This window comes from Archangium violaceum, from assembly GCF_016859125.1.
GTDB classification, from domain to species: domain Bacteria; phylum Myxococcota; class Myxococcia; order Myxococcales; family Myxococcaceae; genus Archangium; species Archangium violaceum_A.
In genome coordinates this window covers 10301317-10319461 of record NZ_CP069338.1, presented here as the reverse complement: position 1 = coordinate 10319461, position 18145 = coordinate 10301317, and the positions used below count along the sequence as shown (strand labels likewise).

17 protein-coding genes are annotated in these 18145 nt (G+C 67.5%); 9 read left to right on the top strand and 8 right to left on the bottom strand.

What is annotated here, in order from left to right; translation table 11 throughout:
- Positions 1 to 33: 33 nt before the first annotated feature.
- The 3 genes from JQX13_RS43565 to JQX13_RS43555 all read right to left on the bottom strand — a co-directional run bounded on the left by JQX13_RS43565 (position 34) and on the right by JQX13_RS43555 (position 5809).
- Positions 34 to 3183, bottom strand: a complete 3150-nt coding sequence (locus JQX13_RS43565) for an efflux RND transporter permease subunit (RefSeq protein ID WP_203405304.1) — start codon at positions 3181 to 3183, stop codon at positions 34 to 36.
- A 74-nt stretch (positions 3184 to 3257) separates the two neighbouring features.
- Complete coding sequence (locus JQX13_RS43560; RefSeq protein WP_203405303.1) at positions 3258 to 4433, bottom strand: efflux RND transporter periplasmic adaptor subunit; 1176 nt, start codon at positions 4431 to 4433, stop codon at positions 3258 to 3260.
- Positions 4421 to 5809: a TolC family protein gene (locus tag JQX13_RS43555; RefSeq protein ID WP_203405302.1), complete on the bottom strand. Its 1389-nt coding sequence runs from the start codon at positions 5807 to 5809 to the stop codon at positions 4421 to 4423. Before JQX13_RS43555 ends, JQX13_RS43560 begins: the two co-directional genes overlap by 13 nt.
- A gap of 171 nt (positions 5810 to 5980) precedes the next feature.
- On the opposite strand from JQX13_RS43555, the gene JQX13_RS43550 reads away from it, so the two are divergent.
- Positions 5981 to 6391 carry a MarR family winged helix-turn-helix transcriptional regulator gene (locus JQX13_RS43550; protein WP_239014209.1) on the top strand — a complete coding sequence of 137 codons (411 nt, stop codon included), beginning with the start codon at positions 5981 to 5983 and terminating at the stop codon, positions 6389 to 6391.
- Here JQX13_RS43550 and JQX13_RS43545 read toward each other — a convergent pair.
- The 3 genes from JQX13_RS43545 to JQX13_RS43535 all read right to left on the bottom strand — a co-directional run bounded on the left by JQX13_RS43545 (position 6388) and on the right by JQX13_RS43535 (position 8961).
- Entirely contained in the window at positions 6388 to 7644 is a 1257-nt protein-coding gene (locus JQX13_RS43545) for a hypothetical protein (RefSeq protein WP_203405300.1), read from the bottom strand. The two genes, JQX13_RS43550 and JQX13_RS43545, sit on opposite strands and share 4 nt — an antisense overlap.
- A gap of 100 nt (positions 7645 to 7744) precedes the next feature.
- Positions 7745 to 8134 (bottom strand): DUF2721 domain-containing protein, encoded by a 390-nt coding sequence (locus tag JQX13_RS43540; RefSeq protein ID WP_203405299.1) that lies wholly within the window; start codon positions 8132 to 8134, stop codon positions 7745 to 7747.
- A gap of 20 nt (positions 8135 to 8154) precedes the next feature.
- Positions 8155 to 8961, bottom strand: a complete 807-nt coding sequence (locus JQX13_RS43535; RefSeq protein WP_239014208.1) for a cyclase family protein — start codon at positions 8959 to 8961, stop codon at positions 8155 to 8157.
- Positions 8962 to 9122: 161 nt separating this feature from the next.
- On the opposite strand from JQX13_RS43535, the gene JQX13_RS43530 reads away from it, so the two are divergent.
- A complete protein-coding gene (locus tag JQX13_RS43530) occupies positions 9123 to 10106 on the top strand; it encodes a fumarylacetoacetate hydrolase family protein (RefSeq protein ID WP_203405298.1) in 984 nt (327 codons plus the stop codon).
- 11 nt (positions 10107 to 10117) lie between these two features.
- Here the strand turns inward: JQX13_RS43530 and JQX13_RS43525 are convergent, their stop codons facing one another.
- A complete protein-coding gene (locus JQX13_RS43525; protein WP_203405297.1) occupies positions 10118 to 11038 on the bottom strand; it encodes a LysR family transcriptional regulator in 921 nt (306 codons plus the stop codon).
- Positions 11039 to 11133: 95 nt separating this feature from the next.
- On the opposite strand from JQX13_RS43525, the gene JQX13_RS43520 reads away from it, so the two are divergent.
- The 7 genes from JQX13_RS43520 to JQX13_RS43490 all read left to right on the top strand — a co-directional run bounded on the left by JQX13_RS43520 (position 11134) and on the right by JQX13_RS43490 (position 17364).
- Positions 11134 to 11271 carry a hypothetical protein gene (locus JQX13_RS43520; protein WP_203405296.1) on the top strand — a complete coding sequence of 46 codons (138 nt, stop codon included), beginning with the start codon at positions 11134 to 11136 and terminating at the stop codon, positions 11269 to 11271.
- A 30-nt stretch (positions 11272 to 11301) separates the two neighbouring features.
- A complete protein-coding gene (locus tag JQX13_RS43515; RefSeq protein ID WP_203405295.1) occupies positions 11302 to 12255 on the top strand; it encodes a VOC family protein in 954 nt (317 codons plus the stop codon).
- An 11-nt stretch (positions 12256 to 12266) separates the two neighbouring features.
- Positions 12267 to 12614, top strand: a complete 348-nt coding sequence (locus JQX13_RS43510; RefSeq protein ID WP_203405294.1) for a Rieske (2Fe-2S) protein — start codon at positions 12267 to 12269, stop codon at positions 12612 to 12614.
- A 36-nt stretch (positions 12615 to 12650) separates the two neighbouring features.
- A complete protein-coding gene (locus JQX13_RS43505; protein WP_203405293.1) occupies positions 12651 to 13676 on the top strand; it encodes a fumarylacetoacetate hydrolase family protein in 1026 nt (341 codons plus the stop codon).
- A gap of 3 nt (positions 13677 to 13679) precedes the next feature.
- Positions 13680 to 14717 carry an amidohydrolase family protein gene (locus JQX13_RS43500; protein ID WP_203405292.1) on the top strand — a complete coding sequence of 346 codons (1038 nt, stop codon included), beginning with the start codon at positions 13680 to 13682 and terminating at the stop codon, positions 14715 to 14717.
- A gap of 21 nt (positions 14718 to 14738) precedes the next feature.
- The gene (locus tag JQX13_RS43495) at positions 14739 to 15863 is read left to right on the top strand and encodes an FAD-dependent oxidoreductase (protein ID WP_203405291.1); all 1125 of its coding nucleotides are present in this window, start codon (positions 14739 to 14741) and stop codon (positions 15861 to 15863) included.
- A gap of 376 nt (positions 15864 to 16239) precedes the next feature.
- Positions 16240 to 17364, top strand: coding sequence for an FAD-dependent oxidoreductase (locus JQX13_RS43490; protein WP_203405290.1), 1125 nt, complete (start codon positions 16240 to 16242; stop codon positions 17362 to 17364).
- A gap of 50 nt (positions 17365 to 17414) precedes the next feature.
- Here the strand turns inward: JQX13_RS43490 and JQX13_RS43485 are convergent, their stop codons facing one another.
- Positions 17415 to 18137, bottom strand: a complete 723-nt coding sequence (locus JQX13_RS43485) for a YebC/PmpR family DNA-binding transcriptional regulator (RefSeq protein ID WP_203405289.1) — start codon at positions 18135 to 18137, stop codon at positions 17415 to 17417.
- Positions 18138 to 18145 lie beyond the last annotated feature (8 nt).

The window sequence follows — 18145 nt, the reverse complement described above, 5'->3', positions numbered from 1 at the left end:
CTTCTTGCCAGGGAGGAGTCACGCTCCCCGGGCTCACTGCGCCGGGGCGGGCGCGATGGGCTCCGGTGGGGGCTCCTCATGCGAGCGCTTCGCCTCACCCCGCAGCCGCTGCATCAGCACGTACAGGCCGGGGATGAAGACGAAGTTGACCACGGTGGACACGAGCATGCCTCCGAAGACGGCCGTGCCCAACGAGTTGCGCGCGGCGGCGCCGGCGCCCTTCGCCAGCATCAGCGGCACCACGCCCAGGAGGAACGCGATGGACGTCATCAGGATGGGCCGCAGGCGCACCTCGGCGGCCTCCACCACCGCGTCCACGGCGCTCTTGCCGCTCTCGCGCAGCTGCTCGGCGAACTCCACGATGAGGATGGCGTTCTTGCTGGCCAGACCCACCAGCATCACCAGTCCGATCTGGCAGAAGACGTCGTTGGCGTAGCCACGGGCCATCTGCAGTCCCAGGGCGCCCATGATGGCCAGCGGCACCGACAGGATGATCACGAAGGGCAGGGTGAAGCTCTCGTACTGGGCCGCGAGCACCAGGAAGACGAACAGCAGGCCCAGGGCGAAGATGATCATCGTCTGGCCGCCGCTCTCCTTCTGCTCGAGGCTGATACCCGTCCACTCCGAGCTCATGCCCTGGGGGAGCACCTGCGCGGCGATCTGCTCCATGGCCTCCAGCGCCTGACCGGAGGAGACACCCGGAGCGGCCTGGCCGTTGACCTCCGCGGCCCGGAAGAGGTTGTAGTGCCGGATGACCTGGGCGGACGCGGTGGGCGTCACCTTCACCAGCGACTCCAGGGGAATCATCGAGCCGCCGTCGCTGCGCACGTAGAAGGCTCCGATGTCCTGCGGGGTGTCGCGGTACTGCTGCTCGGCCTGGACATAGACGCGGTAGGTGCGGTTCGCGTAGTTGAAGTCGTTGACGTACTGGCTGCCCATGTAGAGCTGCATCGTGCCGAACACCTGCTCGATGGGGATGCCCAGCGCCTTGGCCTTCTGGCGATCCACCTCGACGTCCAGTAGCGGCGTGTCCGCGTTGAAGGTGGAGTAGACGCCGCGCAGCCGGCTCTCCTGGTTGCCGTTCGCCACCACCTCCTGGACGGCCGACGCCACCTCGTCCAGGGAGCGGGTACCCGCGATGTCCTCGACGATGAACTGGAAGCCACCCACGCTGCCCACGCCACGGATGGCGGGGGGCTGCAGCGGCATCACCCGGGCGCCACCAATGGCGCCGAGCGGTCCGCGCAGCCGCTCCACCAGCGCCGCCACGGACTGCTCCGGCTTGAGCCGCTCCTCCCACGGCTTGAGGGGCGTGAAGATGGTGGCGTAGTTGGGCCCGGTTCCCTGGAAGGAGAACCCGCCGATGGCGAACATGGTGACCACCTCGGGCTGGGCCTTCAGCACCTCCTCTATCTGGGCGAGCACCTTCTCCGTCTGCGTGAGCGACATGCCCTCGGGCCCCTGCACGGAGATGATGATGTAGCCCTGGTCCTCGTCGGGGATGAAGCCCGTGGGCGCCGCGCGGAAGAGCAGCACCGTTCCACCAATGCACAGGAGGAAGGCCCCGAGGATCACCAGGGGGTACTTCAGCAGCACGCGCAGCCCCCGCCCGTAGGTGTCCTTCGTCCAGTCGATCGCCCGGTCCATCCAGCGGAAGAAGATCCACTTCTCCCCGTGGTGGTGCTTGAGCAGCCGCGCGCTCAGGGCGGGCGTCAGGGTGAGGGCGCAGAAGGTGGACAGGGCCACCGACGCGGCGATGGTCAGCGCGAACTGACGGTAGATGGAGCCCGTGGTCCCGGGGAAGAGCGCCACGGGGATGAACACCGCCACCAGCACGATGGAGATGGCCACCACCGCGCCGGCCACCTCCTTCATGCCCTCGCGCGCCGCCTGCATGGCCGACAGGTGCTTCTCGACCATCAAGCGCTCGATGTTCTCGATGACCACGATGGCGTCGTCCACCACGAGACCCGTGGCCAGTGTCAGGCCGAACAGGGTGAGCGTGTTGATGGAGAAGCCCATCAGGTAGACGAAGGCGAAGGTACCCACCAGCGAGACGGGGAGGGTGAGGGCGGTGATGAGCACGCTGCGCCAGCCGTGCAGGAACAGGAAGATGACGAGGATGACGAGCACGATGGCTTCCACCAGCGTCCGCACCACCTCCTTGACGGAGGCGCGCACCGCGAGCGTGGTGTCATTGCCCAGCGCGTACTCGAGCCCCGGCGGGAACTGCTTGGCGAGCCGGTCCATCTCCTTGATGACGCCGTCACGCACGTCGAGCGCGTTGGCGGTGGGCAGCTGCATGATGGCGAGGCCCACGCCCGTCTTCCCATTGAAGCGCAGCAGCGTTCCGTAGTTCTCCGCGCCGAGCTCCACGCGGCCCACGTCCTTCACACGCACGAGCTTTCCGTCGTTGTTGCGCATCAGGACGATTTCCCCGAACTCCTCGGGCTCGACGAGCCGGCCGCGCGCGCGCACGGCGATCTGGTAGGGCTGCTCGGTGCTCGAGGGGGGCTGGCCCACCTGGCCCGCGGCCACCTGGAGGTTCTGCTCCTGCAGCGCCCGCACCACGTCCTGGGGGGTGAGGTTGCGGCGCGCGAGCTCGGTGGGGTTGAGCCACAGGCGCATGGAGAACTTGCGCTCGCCGAAGATGCGCACGTCACCCACGCCGCGCACGCGCTTGATGGCGTCCTTCAGGTTCACGTCGGCGTAGTTGCTCAGGAACTGCGCGTCGTAGCGGTTGTCGGGGCTGGACAGGCCGAGCGTCAGCAGCATCTGGCTGGAGGCCTTGTTCACGACGATGCCCGTCTGGTTCACCTGGGAGGGCAGGCGCGCGGCGGCACGGCTCACGCGGTTCTGCACGTCCACGGCGGCCACTTCGATGTCGCGCGTGGGCTCGAAGGTGACGGTGATCTGGCTCGTACCGTCGTTGCTGCTGGTGGAGGTGATGTAGCGCATGCCCTCCACGCCGTTGAGCTCCTGCTCGAGCGGGATGGTGACGGCGCTCTCCACGACCTCGGCGCTCGCGCCCACGTAGGTGCCGGTGACGGTCACCTGGGGCGGCGCGAGATCCGGGTACTGGGCAATGGGAAGGGTGGGAATGGCGATCAACCCCACCAGCGTCAGCAAGATGGAGCAGACGGCGGCGAAGACGGGTCTGCGGATGAAGAAATCGACGAACACGGCGTTGGCGCCCTCATTCTCTCTGCTGTGGCCGGGCGCCCACCCCTCCCCGAGGCGCCCGGTTCTGCCAATGGCTAACGGCTACCCCCGGCGGCTCCACCGCCAGCGGTGCCCGCCGCCGCTCCAGCCTGGATGGGAGCGGAAACGGACGAGCCCTTCACCTTCACCGGCGCTCCGTCACGCAGCGCCTGCAGCGACGTGACGGCCACCTGATCGCCCTCCTTCAGTCCGCCCTCCACCACGTAGGCCATCTCTCCGAGCGCCCCGAGCTTGATGGGGCGGCGCTCCACCACCGACTGCCCACTCTTGTCCGTCACCACCAGGGCGAAGGGCTGGCCGCTCTGTCGCACCACCGCGAGCGCGGGGAGCTGCAGCGCGTTGCGCGTGGAGTAGACGAGGCGCGCGCGCACCAGCTCGCTGGGGCGCAGGCCCACGGTGTTGCGGAAGGCGGCCTTGACCTCCACCAGCTGGGTGCGCGGATCCGCCTGGGGCGCGATGAAGAAGACGGGGCTGGTGATGAGCACCTTCCCGTCCGAGTCGAGCACCTCGAGCGGCGTCTCCGGACGCAGCGTGCGGGCGCGCTCGGCGGGCACCGACACGCTCACCTCGAGCACGTCGGCCTGGGCAATGCTGGTCAGCGGCGTGGTGGCGCTCACGAAGTCACCCAGGCGCACCAGCACGTCGCCCACGGTGCCGGCGAAGGGGGCGCGCACCGAGTGGAACTGCAGCATGACCTCGCGCTGGGCCTCCTGGGCGGCGGCGGCGCGCGTGGATGCCTCGAGCGCCTCCACCTGGGCCCGCGACTGCTCCAGCTCCTGGGCGCTCGCCAGACCCTCCTTGTAGAGGGACTCGATGCGGGCCAGCGTGCGGCGCGCCTGCTCCAGGTTCACCTGCGCGGACGTGCGCTGGGCCTTGGCGCTCTCGAGCGCCGCGGTCTCCTCGCGCGAGTCCACGTCGAGGAGCGGAGCTCCCGCCTCCACCTTCTGGCCCGGGCGCACGTGGATGCGGCGCACGTAACCGGCCACCTGGGGCAGCACCGTGACGCTCTGTCGCGACATCAGCGTCCCGAGGTACTCGCCCGTATCACGCACCTCGCCAGGGGCGAGCTGCACCACCTCGATCTCACGAGGAGGCGGAGGCGCCTTGGCCGCCGGCTTGTTCCCACAACCCGAGGCGCCCGCCACCAGCGCTGCGCCCCACAGTCCCACCACAATCGCCTTCAGGGGGCGTACCCTCTTTACCAGTCGCACCGGGCCTCCGTCAGAAATGCGTCCAGGCGCGCCTGGACGAGCTCGAATTCACGCAGCGCCAACGACAACTCGGCCTGCCGCAGGGCCGCACCGCTCTGGACCAACTCGAGGCTGCTGCCGCGGCCCACCTCGAAGGCGCGGCGGGTGAGCTGGTCGGTCTTCGCGGCCAGATCCAGGGACGCGGCCGCCGTCTTCACCAGCGACTCGGCCACGCTCACGTTGCGCTGGGCACGCGCCACTTCCACCGTCACATCACGCCGGGTCCGCTCGAGCGTCTCGGCCGCCTGTTGCTCGATGCCCGCGCGCTCGCGCACCAGTCCTCCCCGAAGGCCTCCCTCCCAGATGGGCACCGACAGCACGGCGGCGATGCTCCAGGTGGAGAACCTCCCGGGGCCGGGCTCGGTGGTGAGGGCATTGAGGGTGCTGTTGAGGCCGAGCGTGGGCAGGTAGCCGGCGGACGCCTGGCGCCTGCTCTCGCGGGCCGACTCCAGTTGGGTGCGCGCGGACTCCAGGTCCGGCCGCTCGCTCAGGGCCTTCAGCGGCGTGCAGGTGGCGCGGGTCTGGTCCACCAGTCCCTGGAGGTTGAAGGACGGACTCACACCGACCTCCTCGGGATGGCCCAGCGACAGGCCCAGGGCCTCGCGAGCGCGGTGCAGTTGCTCGTCACCGGAGACGAGCGACTGCCGGGCGATCTCGACGTCCTGGCGCACGCGCACCACGTCCAGTTGGGTCCCCGCGCCCAGCTCGAAGGAGCGCTGGGCGAGCGCGGCGCGCTCGAGGGCCCGGCGCAGGCCCACGCGGTTGAGCTCCGCGGCCCGCTCGGCCGCCACGGTGGCCACCAGCGTCCGCGCCAGCGACAGGGTGAGGCGGCGCTGGATGTCCTGGAGGTTCGCCCGGGCGCTGTCCTCGGCCGCGGAGGCCGACGACAGCCCGCGCCAGGCGCCGAAGTCCACGATCGACTGCGACAGCGACACCGCCCCGCTGGCCAGCGGCACGGTGGGCTGGCGGGCGGCGCCGGGCTGCGCGGCGATCGGGGCTCCCGTGAGGGTCACGGCGCTGTCGGGATTGAGGAGATCGTAGGCGACACCCGCCGACACGCGGGCGTTGGGCAGCAGCACCGACAGGGCCTGGCGCCACCGGCCCTCGGCGCGTTGGACGTTGGCCTCGGCGATACGGAGATCCGTGGAGCGCTCGCGCACCAGCCCGAGCGCCTCCTCCCAGGTCCCCACCTGCTTGGAGGCGGCGGGGGCGGGAACGAGCATCGGATCCTCCACCTGGGGCTGGAAGGGGGCCGGTGCCGGCACGAGCGGATCCTGGTCGGCCAGGGCGGGAGCCCCGGCGAGCGACAGGAGGAGGAGGGCGAGGCGATGGGTCATAACCAGGTAGGACCAGGAGAATCAGGAGTGACGCGTTGTGCTAACCGGCTGCCCCCCGGTCCGGCCAGCTTATTAAGTGTGATTGACAACCGTTGTCAAACGCAACCATTGTTACGAAAGATGACCCTTCCAGCGCAAGTGGCTTCTGTGCGTCGCGCCATTCGACGGCTCTTGGCCCGTCGTCTCGGCGAGCGGACGAGCCGGCCCTTTACCCAACTCCTGGCCCTCAAGGTTATTGCCGAGGAGCATGTGCAGACCCAGGCGGCGCTCGCCGAGCATCTGCTGATGGATGCGCCAGCGGTGAGCCGGTTGGTGGACCGGTTGGAAAATGACGGGCTGGTGAAGCGCTGCGCGGGGGAGAACCGGCGCTGCGTGCGTCTGCAGGCGACCGAGGCCGCGGAGGCGGAGGTGTCGGTGCTGCGCGAGGCGGTGCAGTGGGTGGACAACGAGGCGGGCCGCTACCTGACGCTCGCTGAGATGCAGGAGCTCAAGCGCCTGCTGGACAAGCTGATAGCCGGGTTGGCGCAGGGCCAGGAAATCCCCGAGACGGGTTTCGCCGAGCCTGAGGGGGAGCCGCGCTAGTCTGGCTGGAGCCCCGTGGTCGCGCCCGCGAGGTGCAGCGGCTCGAAGGCCTGCGTGGGCGCGAAGGCCATGACGCGCAGCAGCTTGTCCCCCGTCCTGTAGAGCGAGACCTCGAACAGGGACGGCCTGCCGTTACGGGTGGCGCTCCCTGAGAGGGTGGCGACGCTCGGAGCCTCGAGCGCGGTGCCATTGTCGGAGCTGTCCGTTTCCTGGAAGTCAGGGTACTGCGCCCTCAGGTTGCCCAGCTCCAGCTCCCTCGCCTCCCGGAGATCCTCCGCCTGCACCTCGCTCCAACCGCGCACGGACACCGTCAGGTGGGCGCCATGGTCCGGTTGGGAGAGCCACAGGTCGATGTGTGCCTCCGAGAGCCGGGCCATGTCCGCCTTGCGGCGGAACCAACCATCCGAGGGCACGCGCAGCGTGTAGGGGTGCCGGACGCCGACGATCGACTCATCCACGCCGAGTTGGCGCCCCTCGAGATCCGGCCGGAGGGAGATCTTCAGCCGCTCGCTCAAGGATTGGGTGGCGGCGAGCCGGGTGAATCCGATGACCTCGACGCCCACGCCGAGCAGCACGGCGGTGAGCCCGGCCCCCGCCAGGAAGGACGAGGGCTTGCCCCAGACGAGCACCAACACGCCGCAGGAGAAGGCGACCACGACGAGCGTGAAGAGGTACTGCGCTTGATACAGGCTCATGCCTCCGAAGAGGAACATGCCGATGACCAGCCGCACGAAGGCGAGGGTGCGGAACCGGATGCTGCCCTGGAGGAAGCTGATGCCGAGCAGGGTGTCGAGCCCCACGCCGACGAGCGTACCCGCGAGCTGCGCCGCCCGGAGCGAGGCATCCGTGGAGAACGCCGGCAGGAACAGGAACTCGAACAGGTGGAGCACCGCGTTCAGCAGCAGGATGGCGCCGCCGAGCGGAAGCGCGGCGCTCGTCCCCGAGGAAGCCGCGGCCTGGGGCGTGGGCTCGGAGTCGGGAGTTCTGTCCGTGACCGGCGTGGGCTCCAGGGACGGGATGTACTCCACGGTGGGGACGTACTCCTGGGCGCGAGCGACCGGGGCGGGCGCGTGGACACGGACCGGCGCGACGCGGGCGACAGGGGCCACGGGTGCGTTGGGGACGGAGGAGGCGGCGACGGCGGCGGTTTCGCGTCCGGCGGCCGAGGTTCGTCCGCAGCGCGGACAGAGCGCTTGGGCCCTGGGCCGATGCTTGAGTCCACAGTGAGGGCAGTTGATCCAGGTGGCGTCCACGGTGTCCCCTCCATCTTCTAACAGAGTGCGACACCCAAGGGGTAGATGCCCCCCGTGTGGGGGGATATCCGCCCGCGGTCCAGGGGCTACGCCGCGTCGACTACTCGTCCAGTTCCTTCAGTTGGATCTGGAGCGCCCGGATGGAGATCTGGATCTCCCAGATGGACAGCGCCAGGGACCCGAGCATCAGCAGGAGGCTGCCGACGAAGACATACTCTCCGGCCCGTTGCATTCCCGCGGAGAGCAGGAGCATGCACACGACGCAGAGGAACAGGCTGGTGACTCCCAGGAACTGCATGTCGCGGATGATCCGGACCCGGACCTTCAGATTCTGGATCTGAGGCAGGAGCACCGGATCCGGGTTGGTCTTGTACTGCGCGAACATGTTCCGGATCAGCGCGGCGATGGCGAGGAAGCGGTTGGTATAGGCGAGCAGGAGCAGCGAGATCGTTGGGAAGAGGAGCCCGGGAGTGGTGAGCGTCAATTCCATTCGTTGACCTGGCGGTCCGTTCAACCCCGTCCGCTGAAGATGGCGACAGCGCGCGTGAAGCCGGCCGAGCCATTCTTGATCTTATAGGGGAAGCAGGCGACGGTGTAGCCGAAGGGCGGCAGCTGCTCGAGATTGGTGAGCTTCTCCATCTGGCCGTAGCCGATGTCGCGGCCGGCCTTGTGGCCCTCCCAGATGATCGACGCGTCGCCGGTCTTCGCGAAGCGCTCCCGCGTGTACTTGAACGGCGCATCCCAGCTCCAGGCGTCGGTGCCGACCACGCGTACGCCTCGCTCCAGCAGGTAGAGGGTGGCCTCGCGACCCATGCCGCAGCCGGCTTCCAGATAGCCGGGCTTGCCGTAGAGCATGGCCGCGGAGGTGTTCACGAGCACGATGTCGAGGGGCTGGAGCGTATGGCCGATGCGCTTCAGCTCCGCCTCGACCTCGGCGGCCGTGACGACATGGCCGTTGGGCTTGTCTCGGAAGTCGAGCTTCACGCCCGGACGGAAGCACCAGTCGAGTGGCAGCGCCTCGATGCCGTAGGCCGGCTTGCCGCCGTCCGTCGTCGAAGCGTAGTGCCAGGGCGCGTCCATGTGCGTGCCGTTGTGCGCGACGAGCTTCATCCGCTCGCCCGCCCAACCCTCACGCCCCGGCAGAGCGTTGGGGTCGAGGCCAGGGAACATCGTGGCCATCTCCTGCGCGCCCTCCACATGATCCGAGTACTCGATGTGCGGCAGGAGCATGGGCGGATCCGTGTATTCGTTGTTCTCGAGCGTGACGGAGAGATCGACGAAACGCAGCCCCTGGGTGTTCATGTCCTGGCCTTTCATGCAGGAGGCTCGCTTCCGAGCCGCATCCGTCCTGGATGATCACGCACCTGGAGCGCGCGAGGGAAAACGCTTTTCGAGATACCAGTCATCGGCGGCGCCGATGGGTGGCATCGATACAACCGGCTTCTCGGACTCCTGGCGACGGTTTATGGAGAACCGTCATGAAGCTGGGAACGCTCAAGAATGGAACCCGGGACGGGATGTTGGTCGTCGTTTCGCGCGACCTGGGCCGGGCGGTGCACGCTCGACCCATCGTGTCCACGATGCAGGACGCCATCGAGAACTGGGCGCAGGTCGAGCCCCCCCTGCGAGCGCTCTACGACGCGCTGAACGCGGGTCACGCGCCCAACGCGTTCGACTTCGACCCCACGGCCGCGGCGGCCCCTCTGCCCCGGGCCTATCAGTGGTGCGATGGCTCGGCCTTCCTGAACCATGGCCGGCTCATGGAGAAGGCATTTGGCATCGCTCCCGTGCCCGACTTCGAGACCGTCCCCTTGATGTACCAGGGTGCGTCGGACGACTTCCTCGGACCCCGGGACGATGTTCCCCTTCCGAGCGAGGCCCACGGCATCGACTTCGAGGGCGAGTTCGCCATCATGGTGGACGATGTGCCCATGGGCTGCACGGCTGAACAGGCAGCGGGCCACATCAAGCTGTTGCTCCAGGTGAACGATGTCAGCCTTCGCGCCTTCACCCCCGTCGAGATGAAGAAGGGCTTTGGCTTCCTCCACGCCAAGCCTTCGTCCAGCTTCGCGCCCGTCGCCGTCACGCCCGATGAGCTCGGGAGTGCCTGGAAGGATGGCCGTGTGCACCTGCCCTTGAACGTGCGCTGGAACGGCGAGTGGTTCGGGCACCCGAATGGCGGGGAGATGAACTTCAACTTCCACCAGCTCATCGCGCATGCGGCGGCGACTCGCCGGCTTCGCGCCGGAACGGTGATTGGCTCGGGGACGGTCTCGAACGCCGATTCCAGCGTCGGCTCCGCCTGCATCGCGGAGCGCCGGGCCCTGGAGATGATCACACACGGAAAGCCGCTCTCCGGCTTCATGCGTTTCGGTGACACCGTGCGCATGGAGGTCCTCGATGCCGAAGGCCGCGGTGTCTTTGGCGCGATCGACCAGAAGGTGGTCTCCGCTCTACCCTGAGCAGGGGTGTTTCAGGGTCCCTGGCGGGATTCCTGCTCGGCCACGCATGCCTGGAAGAGCTCTCGCATCCAGAGCAGGCCGGGGTCGCTCTCGAAATAGCGGCTCCACTGAACCATCTCGATCAGGGTGGGGAATTCGATCGGCAATGGCAGGATGCGCAGCGGCAGGAGTCGCGCATAGAGCCTGGCCAGGCGGGAGTGCATCGTCGCGACCAGGTCCGTGCCGACGAGCAGGTGGGGCACGGAGCAGAAGCTGGGGACGGTCACCTCGATCCGGCGCTCGTGCCCGAAGCGCTCCAGAAACCCCTGATCGGCGGACGGAGCCTGTCTGCTGAGCGCGACGCCGATATGCCCCGACTCCAGGTACTGCTCGAGCGATAGGGCATCGCCGACCCGGGTATTGCCCGTCCAGACGACGCAGCAGTAGGTCTCCTCGAAGAGGATTTCCTTGGGATGGAGGTCCAGCATGTGCGTGTCGGGTGTGATGACGAAGTCGAGCTCCCCCCGTTGGAGGCATTCGCTCGTGGATGTTCCAGGGGGAATGAGCTCCAGCGAAATTCCTGGTGCCACCCGCTTGAGCCGACGCACCACGTCCGCGAGCAACACCTCCGTGATGTAATCGGAGGTGACGATCCTGAACGTGCGCCGGGCCGACGCCGGGTCGAAGCTGGGCTTCGCCTCGACCGCGGACTGGATGCGCAACAAGATGTCCCGGACCTGGTGAGCAAGGCTCTCCGCCCGGGGGGTCGGAACCATCTGGCGCCCGACCTGCACCAGGAGCTCGTCACCGAAGAACTCACGCAGCCGCCCGAGCGCGCCGCTCATGGCCGATTGGCTCAAATGCAACCGGGCAGCCGCCCGAGAGACATTCCGCTCCTCGAGCAGGACGTCGAGAGCCACCAGCAGGTTCAAGTCCAGGTTCTGGAACCTCATGGCTCCATCATGCATCGACGGGACCGATACATCGTATTGGAAAATACGGCTTCTCCGATATCTCGGACATTCTTAAGTAGTGCTCAGGACCCGCCATGTTTCGATACTTCCCCAAGAACTACGTCTGGAATCTGTCGGTCGATCTCGCGCTCGAGAGCGCGCTGGCGGCGGACGACGAGCGCGCCGGCCGGCTGAGCTCCGCTGGCGAAACCCTGGGCGGCCGCACGGCCTGATCCACCCCTTCATCGACAAGGAAACCTCTCATGAACATCATTGGACCCGATGCACTGGTCTTCGGCGTCGACGACGTGGCCGCCTGCAGCCAGTACCTGCTGGACTACGGCCTGCGCGGCGTGGACGTGAACGAGCAGGGCGGCCGCTTCGAGGCCCTCGACGGCACGCACATTGTCATCAAGCATCGCGACGACCCCAGTCTGCCGCCCGCCATGGGCACCGCCAACCAACTGCGCGAAACCGTCTACGGCGTGGCAGATAGCGCTACCCTGGAGAGCATTGCCAACGAGCTCGGCCGTGACCGCGAGGTGCGCCGTGATGCCCATGCCCGCCTGCACACGGTGGACGATCTGGGCTTCGCCCTGGCCTTCCAGGTCACGGTGCGGCGACCGCTGGCGCTGGCCGGCGAAACCGTCAACGCCCCCGGCAGTGCCGCGCAGCGCCCGGTGAACGCGCTCGGTGTGGACCCGACTCGCGAGGCCCTGCCGCGTACCTTGTCGCACGTGGTGTATTTCGTTCCCGACGCCGCCAAGGCCGAGGCCTTCTACGTCCAGCGCCTCGGTTTCGTCTGCACCGACCGCTTCACCGGCGTGGGCCCGTTCCTGCGTCCGGCCGGCACGAGCGACCACCACACGCTGTTCATGATCCAGACCCCGCCGCACATGAAGGGCGTCGAGCACTTCACGTTCCACATGGGCGGCCCGACGGAGGTGATGCTGGCCGGCACCCGCTTCGTCGACAAGGGTTACCAGTCTTTCTGGGGCCCGGGCCGGCACCGGTTCGGCTCCAACTGGTTCTGGTACTTCAACAGCCCGCTCGGCTGCCATGTGGAGTACGACGCCGACATGGACCAGCACGATCAGAGCTGGACCGCACGCGAAGCGCCGATGAGCGCGGATGCCTCGCAGCTGTTCCTGTTCCAGCACCGCGCCAGGTGGGCACCGGGTGGTCCACCGCCGGCCGGCGCTCCCGGTAAGCACTGACACCTCCGGCCATGAGTCGCACGGTCTTCCTGTGCCGGCTCGACGAACTGCCCGATGGGCAGTCACGCGGCTTCGATCCGCTGGGGACCGGTAGCGACACCTTGCTGGTGGTGCGCAAGGGCCGCGACCTGCACGCCTGGCGCAATGACTGTCCGCACCAGGCTGGCACGGCCATGGCCTGGCGCAAGGACGCCTACCTCAACCGGGACGGCAGCCGCATCGTCTGCCATGCCCACGGCGCGCAGTTCGATATCGCCACCGGCGTCTGCACACTCGGACCCTGCCTGGGGCAGGCACTGACCCGCGTGCCCCTGCTGCTGGATTCCGCCGACCACGTCCATGCCGTGATCGACGGCTGACCCAATCCGTTTCAACTGACATGTGGAGGAATGACAATGGGCGACAAGGCTCGCTTTTCAATTGGTACATTCGCGGCTGCGGGAAGTCCCTCCTTCCCCGGCCTTGTCATTGACGAACAGGTCGTCGCGCTCGAGGCGCTCGCGCCACTTGCCGCCAGTCTCGGTCAGCCACTCGTTGGCGCCGCCTCCGTCCAGGAGCTCCTCCAGGAGTGGCCGCGCAACTTCGCGACGCTGAGCCGGATCGCGGAGCTGATCCGCACGGGTGGGGCGCCTCGGGTGGCCTCGCTCCTGGTTCCTGCCGTCAGGCTGCAAGTCCAAGCACCGGTTCCTCAGCCGCGGCAGATCTATTGCTCCGGGGCGAACTACCGCAAGCACGTCGTCGATCTCATCATCGACCAGAAGAGCCATTTCACGGAGAAGATGTCCGCGGAGGAGCGTCGGGCCTACGGTGAGAAGCTCATGGACGAGCGCGCGGCGAAGGGAAAGCCGTTCGTCTTCTTCAAGGCCTCGTCCGCGGTGGTGGGCCCCTATGACTCCGTCGTGTTGCCCCGTGACGTGAGCCAGCCCGACTGGGAGCTCGAGCTGGGTGTGGTGATCGGCCGGCCAGCCCGGCGCGTGCCCCGCGCGGAGGCGCTCGATTACGTCGCTGGCTATGTGGTCGTGAACGACATCACCAGCCGCGAGCTCGTCTACCGCCCGGACGTTCCGCAGATGGGGATGGATTGGATGGCCAGCAAGAGCTCGCCGACCTTCCTGCCCATGGGTCCCTACCTCGTTCCCGCCACCTTCGTGGGCAACCCGCAGGACCTGCGCGTCACGCTCAAGCTCAATGGCGAGACGATGCAGGACGAGAGCACGGCCGACATGATCTTCGACGTCGCGCGCCTCATCGAGTTCATCTCGTCCCACGTCCAGTTGCTGCCGGGAGACGTGATCTGCACGGGCTCTCCCGCTGGCAATGGCACCCACTACAACCGCTTCCTGCGCCCGGGCGATGTCCTGGAGGGCTCCATCACCGGGCTCGGCACCCAGCGCAATCCCTGCATCGCAGAGGAGGGGTGACTCATGGCGAACGTTGGCACCGGCAAGCGGCTCGTGGTGGACCTCCACTGCCATGCCCTGAGCCTTGACGTAGAGAGACTGGTCGCGGACCGGCCAGAGAAGAAGGCGGAGCCTCAGCTCCAGCTCCGAGCCCAGGGTGAGGCGTCCACGGTGCACAACGCCACCGTCATGCTCCCCCAGGCGATGCCCAAGCTGACGTCGATCGAGCTCCGCCTGCGCGACATGGACGCCATGGGCGTGGACGTCCAGGTGGTCAGCCCTTCACCCAACCAGTACTACTACTGGGCGGATGAGGAGCTCGCCCGCGAGGTCGTACGGGTCCAGAACGAGCACATCGCCGCCCTGGCGGACGGCCACCCGCGCCGCATCGTCGGGCTCGGCACGCTCGCCCTGCAGCACCCCAGGCTCGCCGTCGAGCAACTGGAGCACGCGGTCCGTCGCCTCGGGCTGCGAGGCGTCGAGGTGTCCTCCGCCGTGAACGGGCTCGAGCTGTCCGACAGCAGCCTGGAGCCGGTCTGGGCCAAGGCGGAAGAGCTCGGCTGTCTCGTCTTCCTGCACCCGTTGGGCACGTCGCTGGGGGCGCGCCTGGACCGCTACTACCTGTGCAACACCGTGGGCCAGCCGGTCGAGACCACGGTGGCGCTCTCGCACCTCATCTTCGGGGGGGTGCTCGATCGGTACCCGGGGCTCAAGCTCTGCGCGGCTCACGGGGGAGGTTACCTGCCGCACTACCTGGGCCGCTCCGACCACGCGTTCCGGGTCCGCCCCGAAGCTGGCCATATCAAATGCCAGCCTTCCGAGTACCTGAAGCGCATCTGGTTCGACACCGTCGTCCATGATCCCGGGGTCCTGAGGCGCCTCATCGACATCGTCGGGGCCTCCCAGGTGGTGATCGGTACCGACTATCCCTTCGACATGGGTGCATATGACGTCCAGGCCCTGGTGGAGGCCGTGCCGGATCTGAGCGACGCGGAGCGCGCGCGGATCCTCGGCCTCAATGCGGCCGAGCTGCTGGGCCTGGAGCCCTCGTCGTCAACCTGAAGAGCCAAGGAGACATCCAAGATGGCCAGTGTGCGCAAGGTTTTGATTGTGGGTGGTGGAATCGGCGGACTCTCGTTGGCTTCGGGCCTGCGGAACCGTGGCATCGAGGTCGACCTCGTCGAGGTCAAGCAGGAGTGGACGGTCTACGGCGTCGGCATCATCCAGCAATGCAACGTCATCCGGGCCATGGCCCAGCTGGGGCTGGCCGACCGCTTTCTCGGCGCGGGATTCGCCTACGAGAATGTAGGGCTCTACACGGCTGCGGGTGACCTTCTGCAGATGTTGCCCGGAGTGCGCGCGGCGGGGCCGGAGTACCCGGCCAACCTGGGCATTTCCCGGCTGGCCCTCCATCAGGTGCTCAGCTCCACGGCCGCGGAGAGGGGGACCTCCATCCGCCTGGGCCTCACCGTCGAGCACCTGGCTCAAGACCCCGAGGGCGTGTCGGTGACGTTCACCGACGGCACGCGGGGCCGGTACGACCTCGTGGTGGGTGCTGACGGGCTCTTCTCCAAGGTCCGGACCATGGTCTTCGGGAAGGAACTGAAGCCACGCTTCACGGGACAGGCCGTCTTCCGCCACAACTTCCCGCGCGCGCCCGAGATCGACCATCTGGCGGCCTTCTATGGGCGTCATCACAACGCCGGGCTCTGCCCCCTCTCCAACGATCTGATGTATCTGTTCGTGACCTCCTCGGAGCCCGGGAACCCGTGGATGCCGGAGGACAGGCTCGCGGAGCTCATGAGGGATCGCCTGAAGGAGTTCGGCGGGCTCATTGGCCAGCTGCGAGAGCGGATCACCGACCCGAAGCAGGTCGTCTACAAGCCCATGGAGGTGATCTTCGTCCCCGAGCCCTGGTACCGGGGGAGGGTGGTGTTGATTGGTGATGCCGTGCATGCGACGACGCCGCACCTCGGGCAGGGGGCGGGCATGGCCATCGAGGACGCCGTGGTGCTCTCGGAGCTCCTCGCGGAGGACGCACCCGTGGAGGCGCTCCTGTCCCGCTTCGTGCGGCGGCGCTACGAGCGCTGCAAGTTCATCGTGGAGAGCTCGATCCAGATCGGTGACTGGGAGATGCAGGGCGCGTCCAACGCCGACCGGACCGGGATCGTGAAGAAGATGATGGATGTCACGGCCCAGCCCATTTGAAAGGAATTGCCAATGACATTCCCCGTTCGTCGCGTCGTGACCGGTCATGATGCACAGGGAAGGTCGATCGTGGTTTCCGACGGTACCCCTCCCGTCGTTATTCGTGCGAAGGAGATTCCGGGGCTGGCCTTCCATGAGATCTGGGCGACGATGAGCACGCCCGCAGCGCTCGAGGGCGAAGGCGAGCTCCTGCCGGATGGCGTTCATCTTCCTGGGCGCGTTCCACGCCAGGACGAGGGGCGGCGGAAATTTCTCGGACGTACGCATTCTCACCGAGTGAGGATGCTGTTCGTCCTGCCCCAGCCCCCCTGAAGTGCCATGGTGCCTTCGACGAGCAAATGGGGGCACACGCCCTGCTCGACAGGAGGCATCTGAAATGGCCCGTGTACGCAAGGTATTGATTGTGGGTGGTGGTATCGGCGGACTCTCGTTGGCCTCGGGTCTGAGGAACCGTGGCATCGAGGTCGACCTCGTCGAGGTCAAGCAGGAGTGGACCGTCTACGGTGTCGGCATCATCCTGCAATGCAATGCCATCCGGGCCATGGCCCAGCTGGGTCTGGTCGACCGCATTCTCGACGCGGGGTTCGCGTACGAGAGCATGGGCCACTACACGGCGGAGGGTGTGTTTCAGCGGATGCTGCCCGGGGAGCGCGCGGCGGGACCGGAGTACCCGGCCAACCTGGGCATCTCCCGGATCGCCCTCCACCAGGTGCTCAGCGCCACGGCCGCGGAGAAGGGGACCACCATCCGCCTGGGCCTCACCATCGAGCACCTCGAGCAGGACCCCGATGGCGTGTCGGTCATGTTCACCGATGGCACGCGGGGCCGGTACGACCTCGTCGTGGGTGCCGACGGGCTCTACTCCAAGGTCCGGAGCATGGTCTTTGGAAAGGAGCTGAAGCCGCGCTTCACGGGACAGGCCGTCTTCCGCCACAACTTCCCGCGCCCACCCGAGCTCGACCATCTGGCGGTCTACTACGGGCACCATCACAACTCCGGGCTCTGCCCCCTCTCCCAGGAACTGATGTACATGTTCGTGACGTCCTCGGAGCCTGGCAACCCGAGAGTGCCGGAGGAGCAGCTCGCGGAGCTCATGAGGGATCGCCTGAAGGAGTTCGGCGGGCTCATCGGCCAGCTGCGAGAGCGGATCACCGACCCGAAGCAGGTCGTCTACAAGCCCATGGAGGTGATCTTCGTTCCCGAGTCCTGGTACCGGGGCAGGGTGGTGCTGATCGGCGATGCGGCCCATGCGATGACGCCGCACATCTCTCAGGGAGCGGGCATGGCCGTCGAGGATGCCGTGGTGCTCTCGGAGCTCCTCGCGGAGGACGCTCCGGTGGAGGCGCTCCTGTCGCGCTTCATGCAGCGGCGTTACGAGCGCTGCAAGTTCATCGTGGAGAGCGCGATCCAGATCGGCGAATGGGAGATGCAGGGCGCGTCCCACGCCGATCGGAGCGGAATCGTGAAGAAGATGCTGGAAGTCATCGCCCAGCCCATCTGATTCCGCTTCCTACCGGGTGAGGGGGCCGTTCGTCCCCCGGTACGGCCCCCTCAGCCGAGGTTGTGGAAGACGCGCTGCACGTCCTCGTCCTGCTCGAGCGCGTCCACGACCTCGAGGACCTCGTTGGCCTTGTCCTCGGGCAGCTCGATGAGGTTCTGCGCGATGTACTCGGACTCCGAGGAGAGGGGCGTGAGCCCCCGGGCCTCGATGGCGGACTGGAGCTGCCCGAAGTCGTTGAAGGCGCAGCGGATGATGATCTGCTTCTCGCCCTTCTCGCCGGTGCCTTCCCCCATCTCCTGCAGCCCATGGTCGATGAGGTCCAGCTCGAGCGCCTCGAGGTCCAACCCCTCGGGCGCCAGGCGGAAGACGCCCATGCGCTGGAAGAGGTAGTTGACGCTGCCGGTGGTGCCCAGGTTGCCGCCGCCGTCCTTGAAGTGCATGCGGACGTTGGCCACGGTCCGCACCACGTTGTCGGTCGCGGTCTCCACGAGGATGGCGATGCCGTGCGGCCCGTAGCCCTCGTAGAGGACGACGTCGTAGTCCTTCGCGTCCTGGCCGCTGGCGCGCTTGATGGCGGCCTCGACCTTGTCCTTCGGCATGTTCGCGGCGCGGGCGTTCTGCAGCGCTCGGCGGAGGGCCGGGTTGTTGTCCGGGCTGGGGCCGCCGGCCTTCACGGCGATGGCGATGTCCTTGCTGATCCGCGTGAACATCTTCGCCATCTTGTTCCAGCGGGCGAACATCGTGGTCTTGCGGGTTTCGAAAATGCGTCCCATGATCAGTG

What these genes read in the sequence shown, in the direction of transcription:
- JQX13_RS43555 (WP_203405302.1), bottom strand. Translation starts at nt 5,809, where the DNA reads ATGACCCATCGCCTCGCCCTCCTCCTCCTGTCGCTCGCCGGGGCTCCC.
- JQX13_RS43505 (WP_203405293.1), top strand. Translation starts at nt 12,651, where the DNA reads ATGGGCGACAAGGCTCGCTTTTCAATTGGTACATTCGCGGCTGCGGGA.
- JQX13_RS43485 (WP_203405289.1), bottom strand. Translation starts at nt 18,137, where the DNA reads ATGGGACGCATTTTCGAAACCCGCAAGACCACGATGTTCGCCCGCTGG.
- JQX13_RS43535 (WP_239014208.1), bottom strand. Translation starts at nt 8,961, where the DNA reads ATGAAAGGCCAGGACATGAACACCCAGGGGCTGCGTTTCGTCGATCTC.
- JQX13_RS43520 (WP_203405296.1), top strand. Translation starts at nt 11,134, where the DNA reads ATGTTTCGATACTTCCCCAAGAACTACGTCTGGAATCTGTCGGTCGAT.
- JQX13_RS43515 (WP_203405295.1), top strand. Translation starts at nt 11,302, where the DNA reads ATGAACATCATTGGACCCGATGCACTGGTCTTCGGCGTCGACGACGTG.
- JQX13_RS43500 (WP_203405292.1), top strand. Translation starts at nt 13,680, where the DNA reads ATGGCGAACGTTGGCACCGGCAAGCGGCTCGTGGTGGACCTCCACTGC.
- JQX13_RS43490 (WP_203405290.1), top strand. Translation starts at nt 16,240, where the DNA reads ATGGCCCGTGTACGCAAGGTATTGATTGTGGGTGGTGGTATCGGCGGA.
- JQX13_RS43525 (WP_203405297.1), bottom strand. Translation starts at nt 11,038, where the DNA reads ATGAGGTTCCAGAACCTGGACTTGAACCTGCTGGTGGCTCTCGACGTC.
- JQX13_RS43495 (WP_203405291.1), top strand. Translation starts at nt 14,739, where the DNA reads ATGGCCAGTGTGCGCAAGGTTTTGATTGTGGGTGGTGGAATCGGCGGA.
- JQX13_RS43530 (WP_203405298.1), top strand. Translation starts at nt 9,123, where the DNA reads ATGAAGCTGGGAACGCTCAAGAATGGAACCCGGGACGGGATGTTGGTC.
- JQX13_RS43510 (WP_203405294.1), top strand. Translation starts at nt 12,267, where the DNA reads ATGAGTCGCACGGTCTTCCTGTGCCGGCTCGACGAACTGCCCGATGGG.
- JQX13_RS43540 (WP_203405299.1), bottom strand. Translation starts at nt 8,134, where the DNA reads ATGGAATTGACGCTCACCACTCCCGGGCTCCTCTTCCCAACGATCTCG.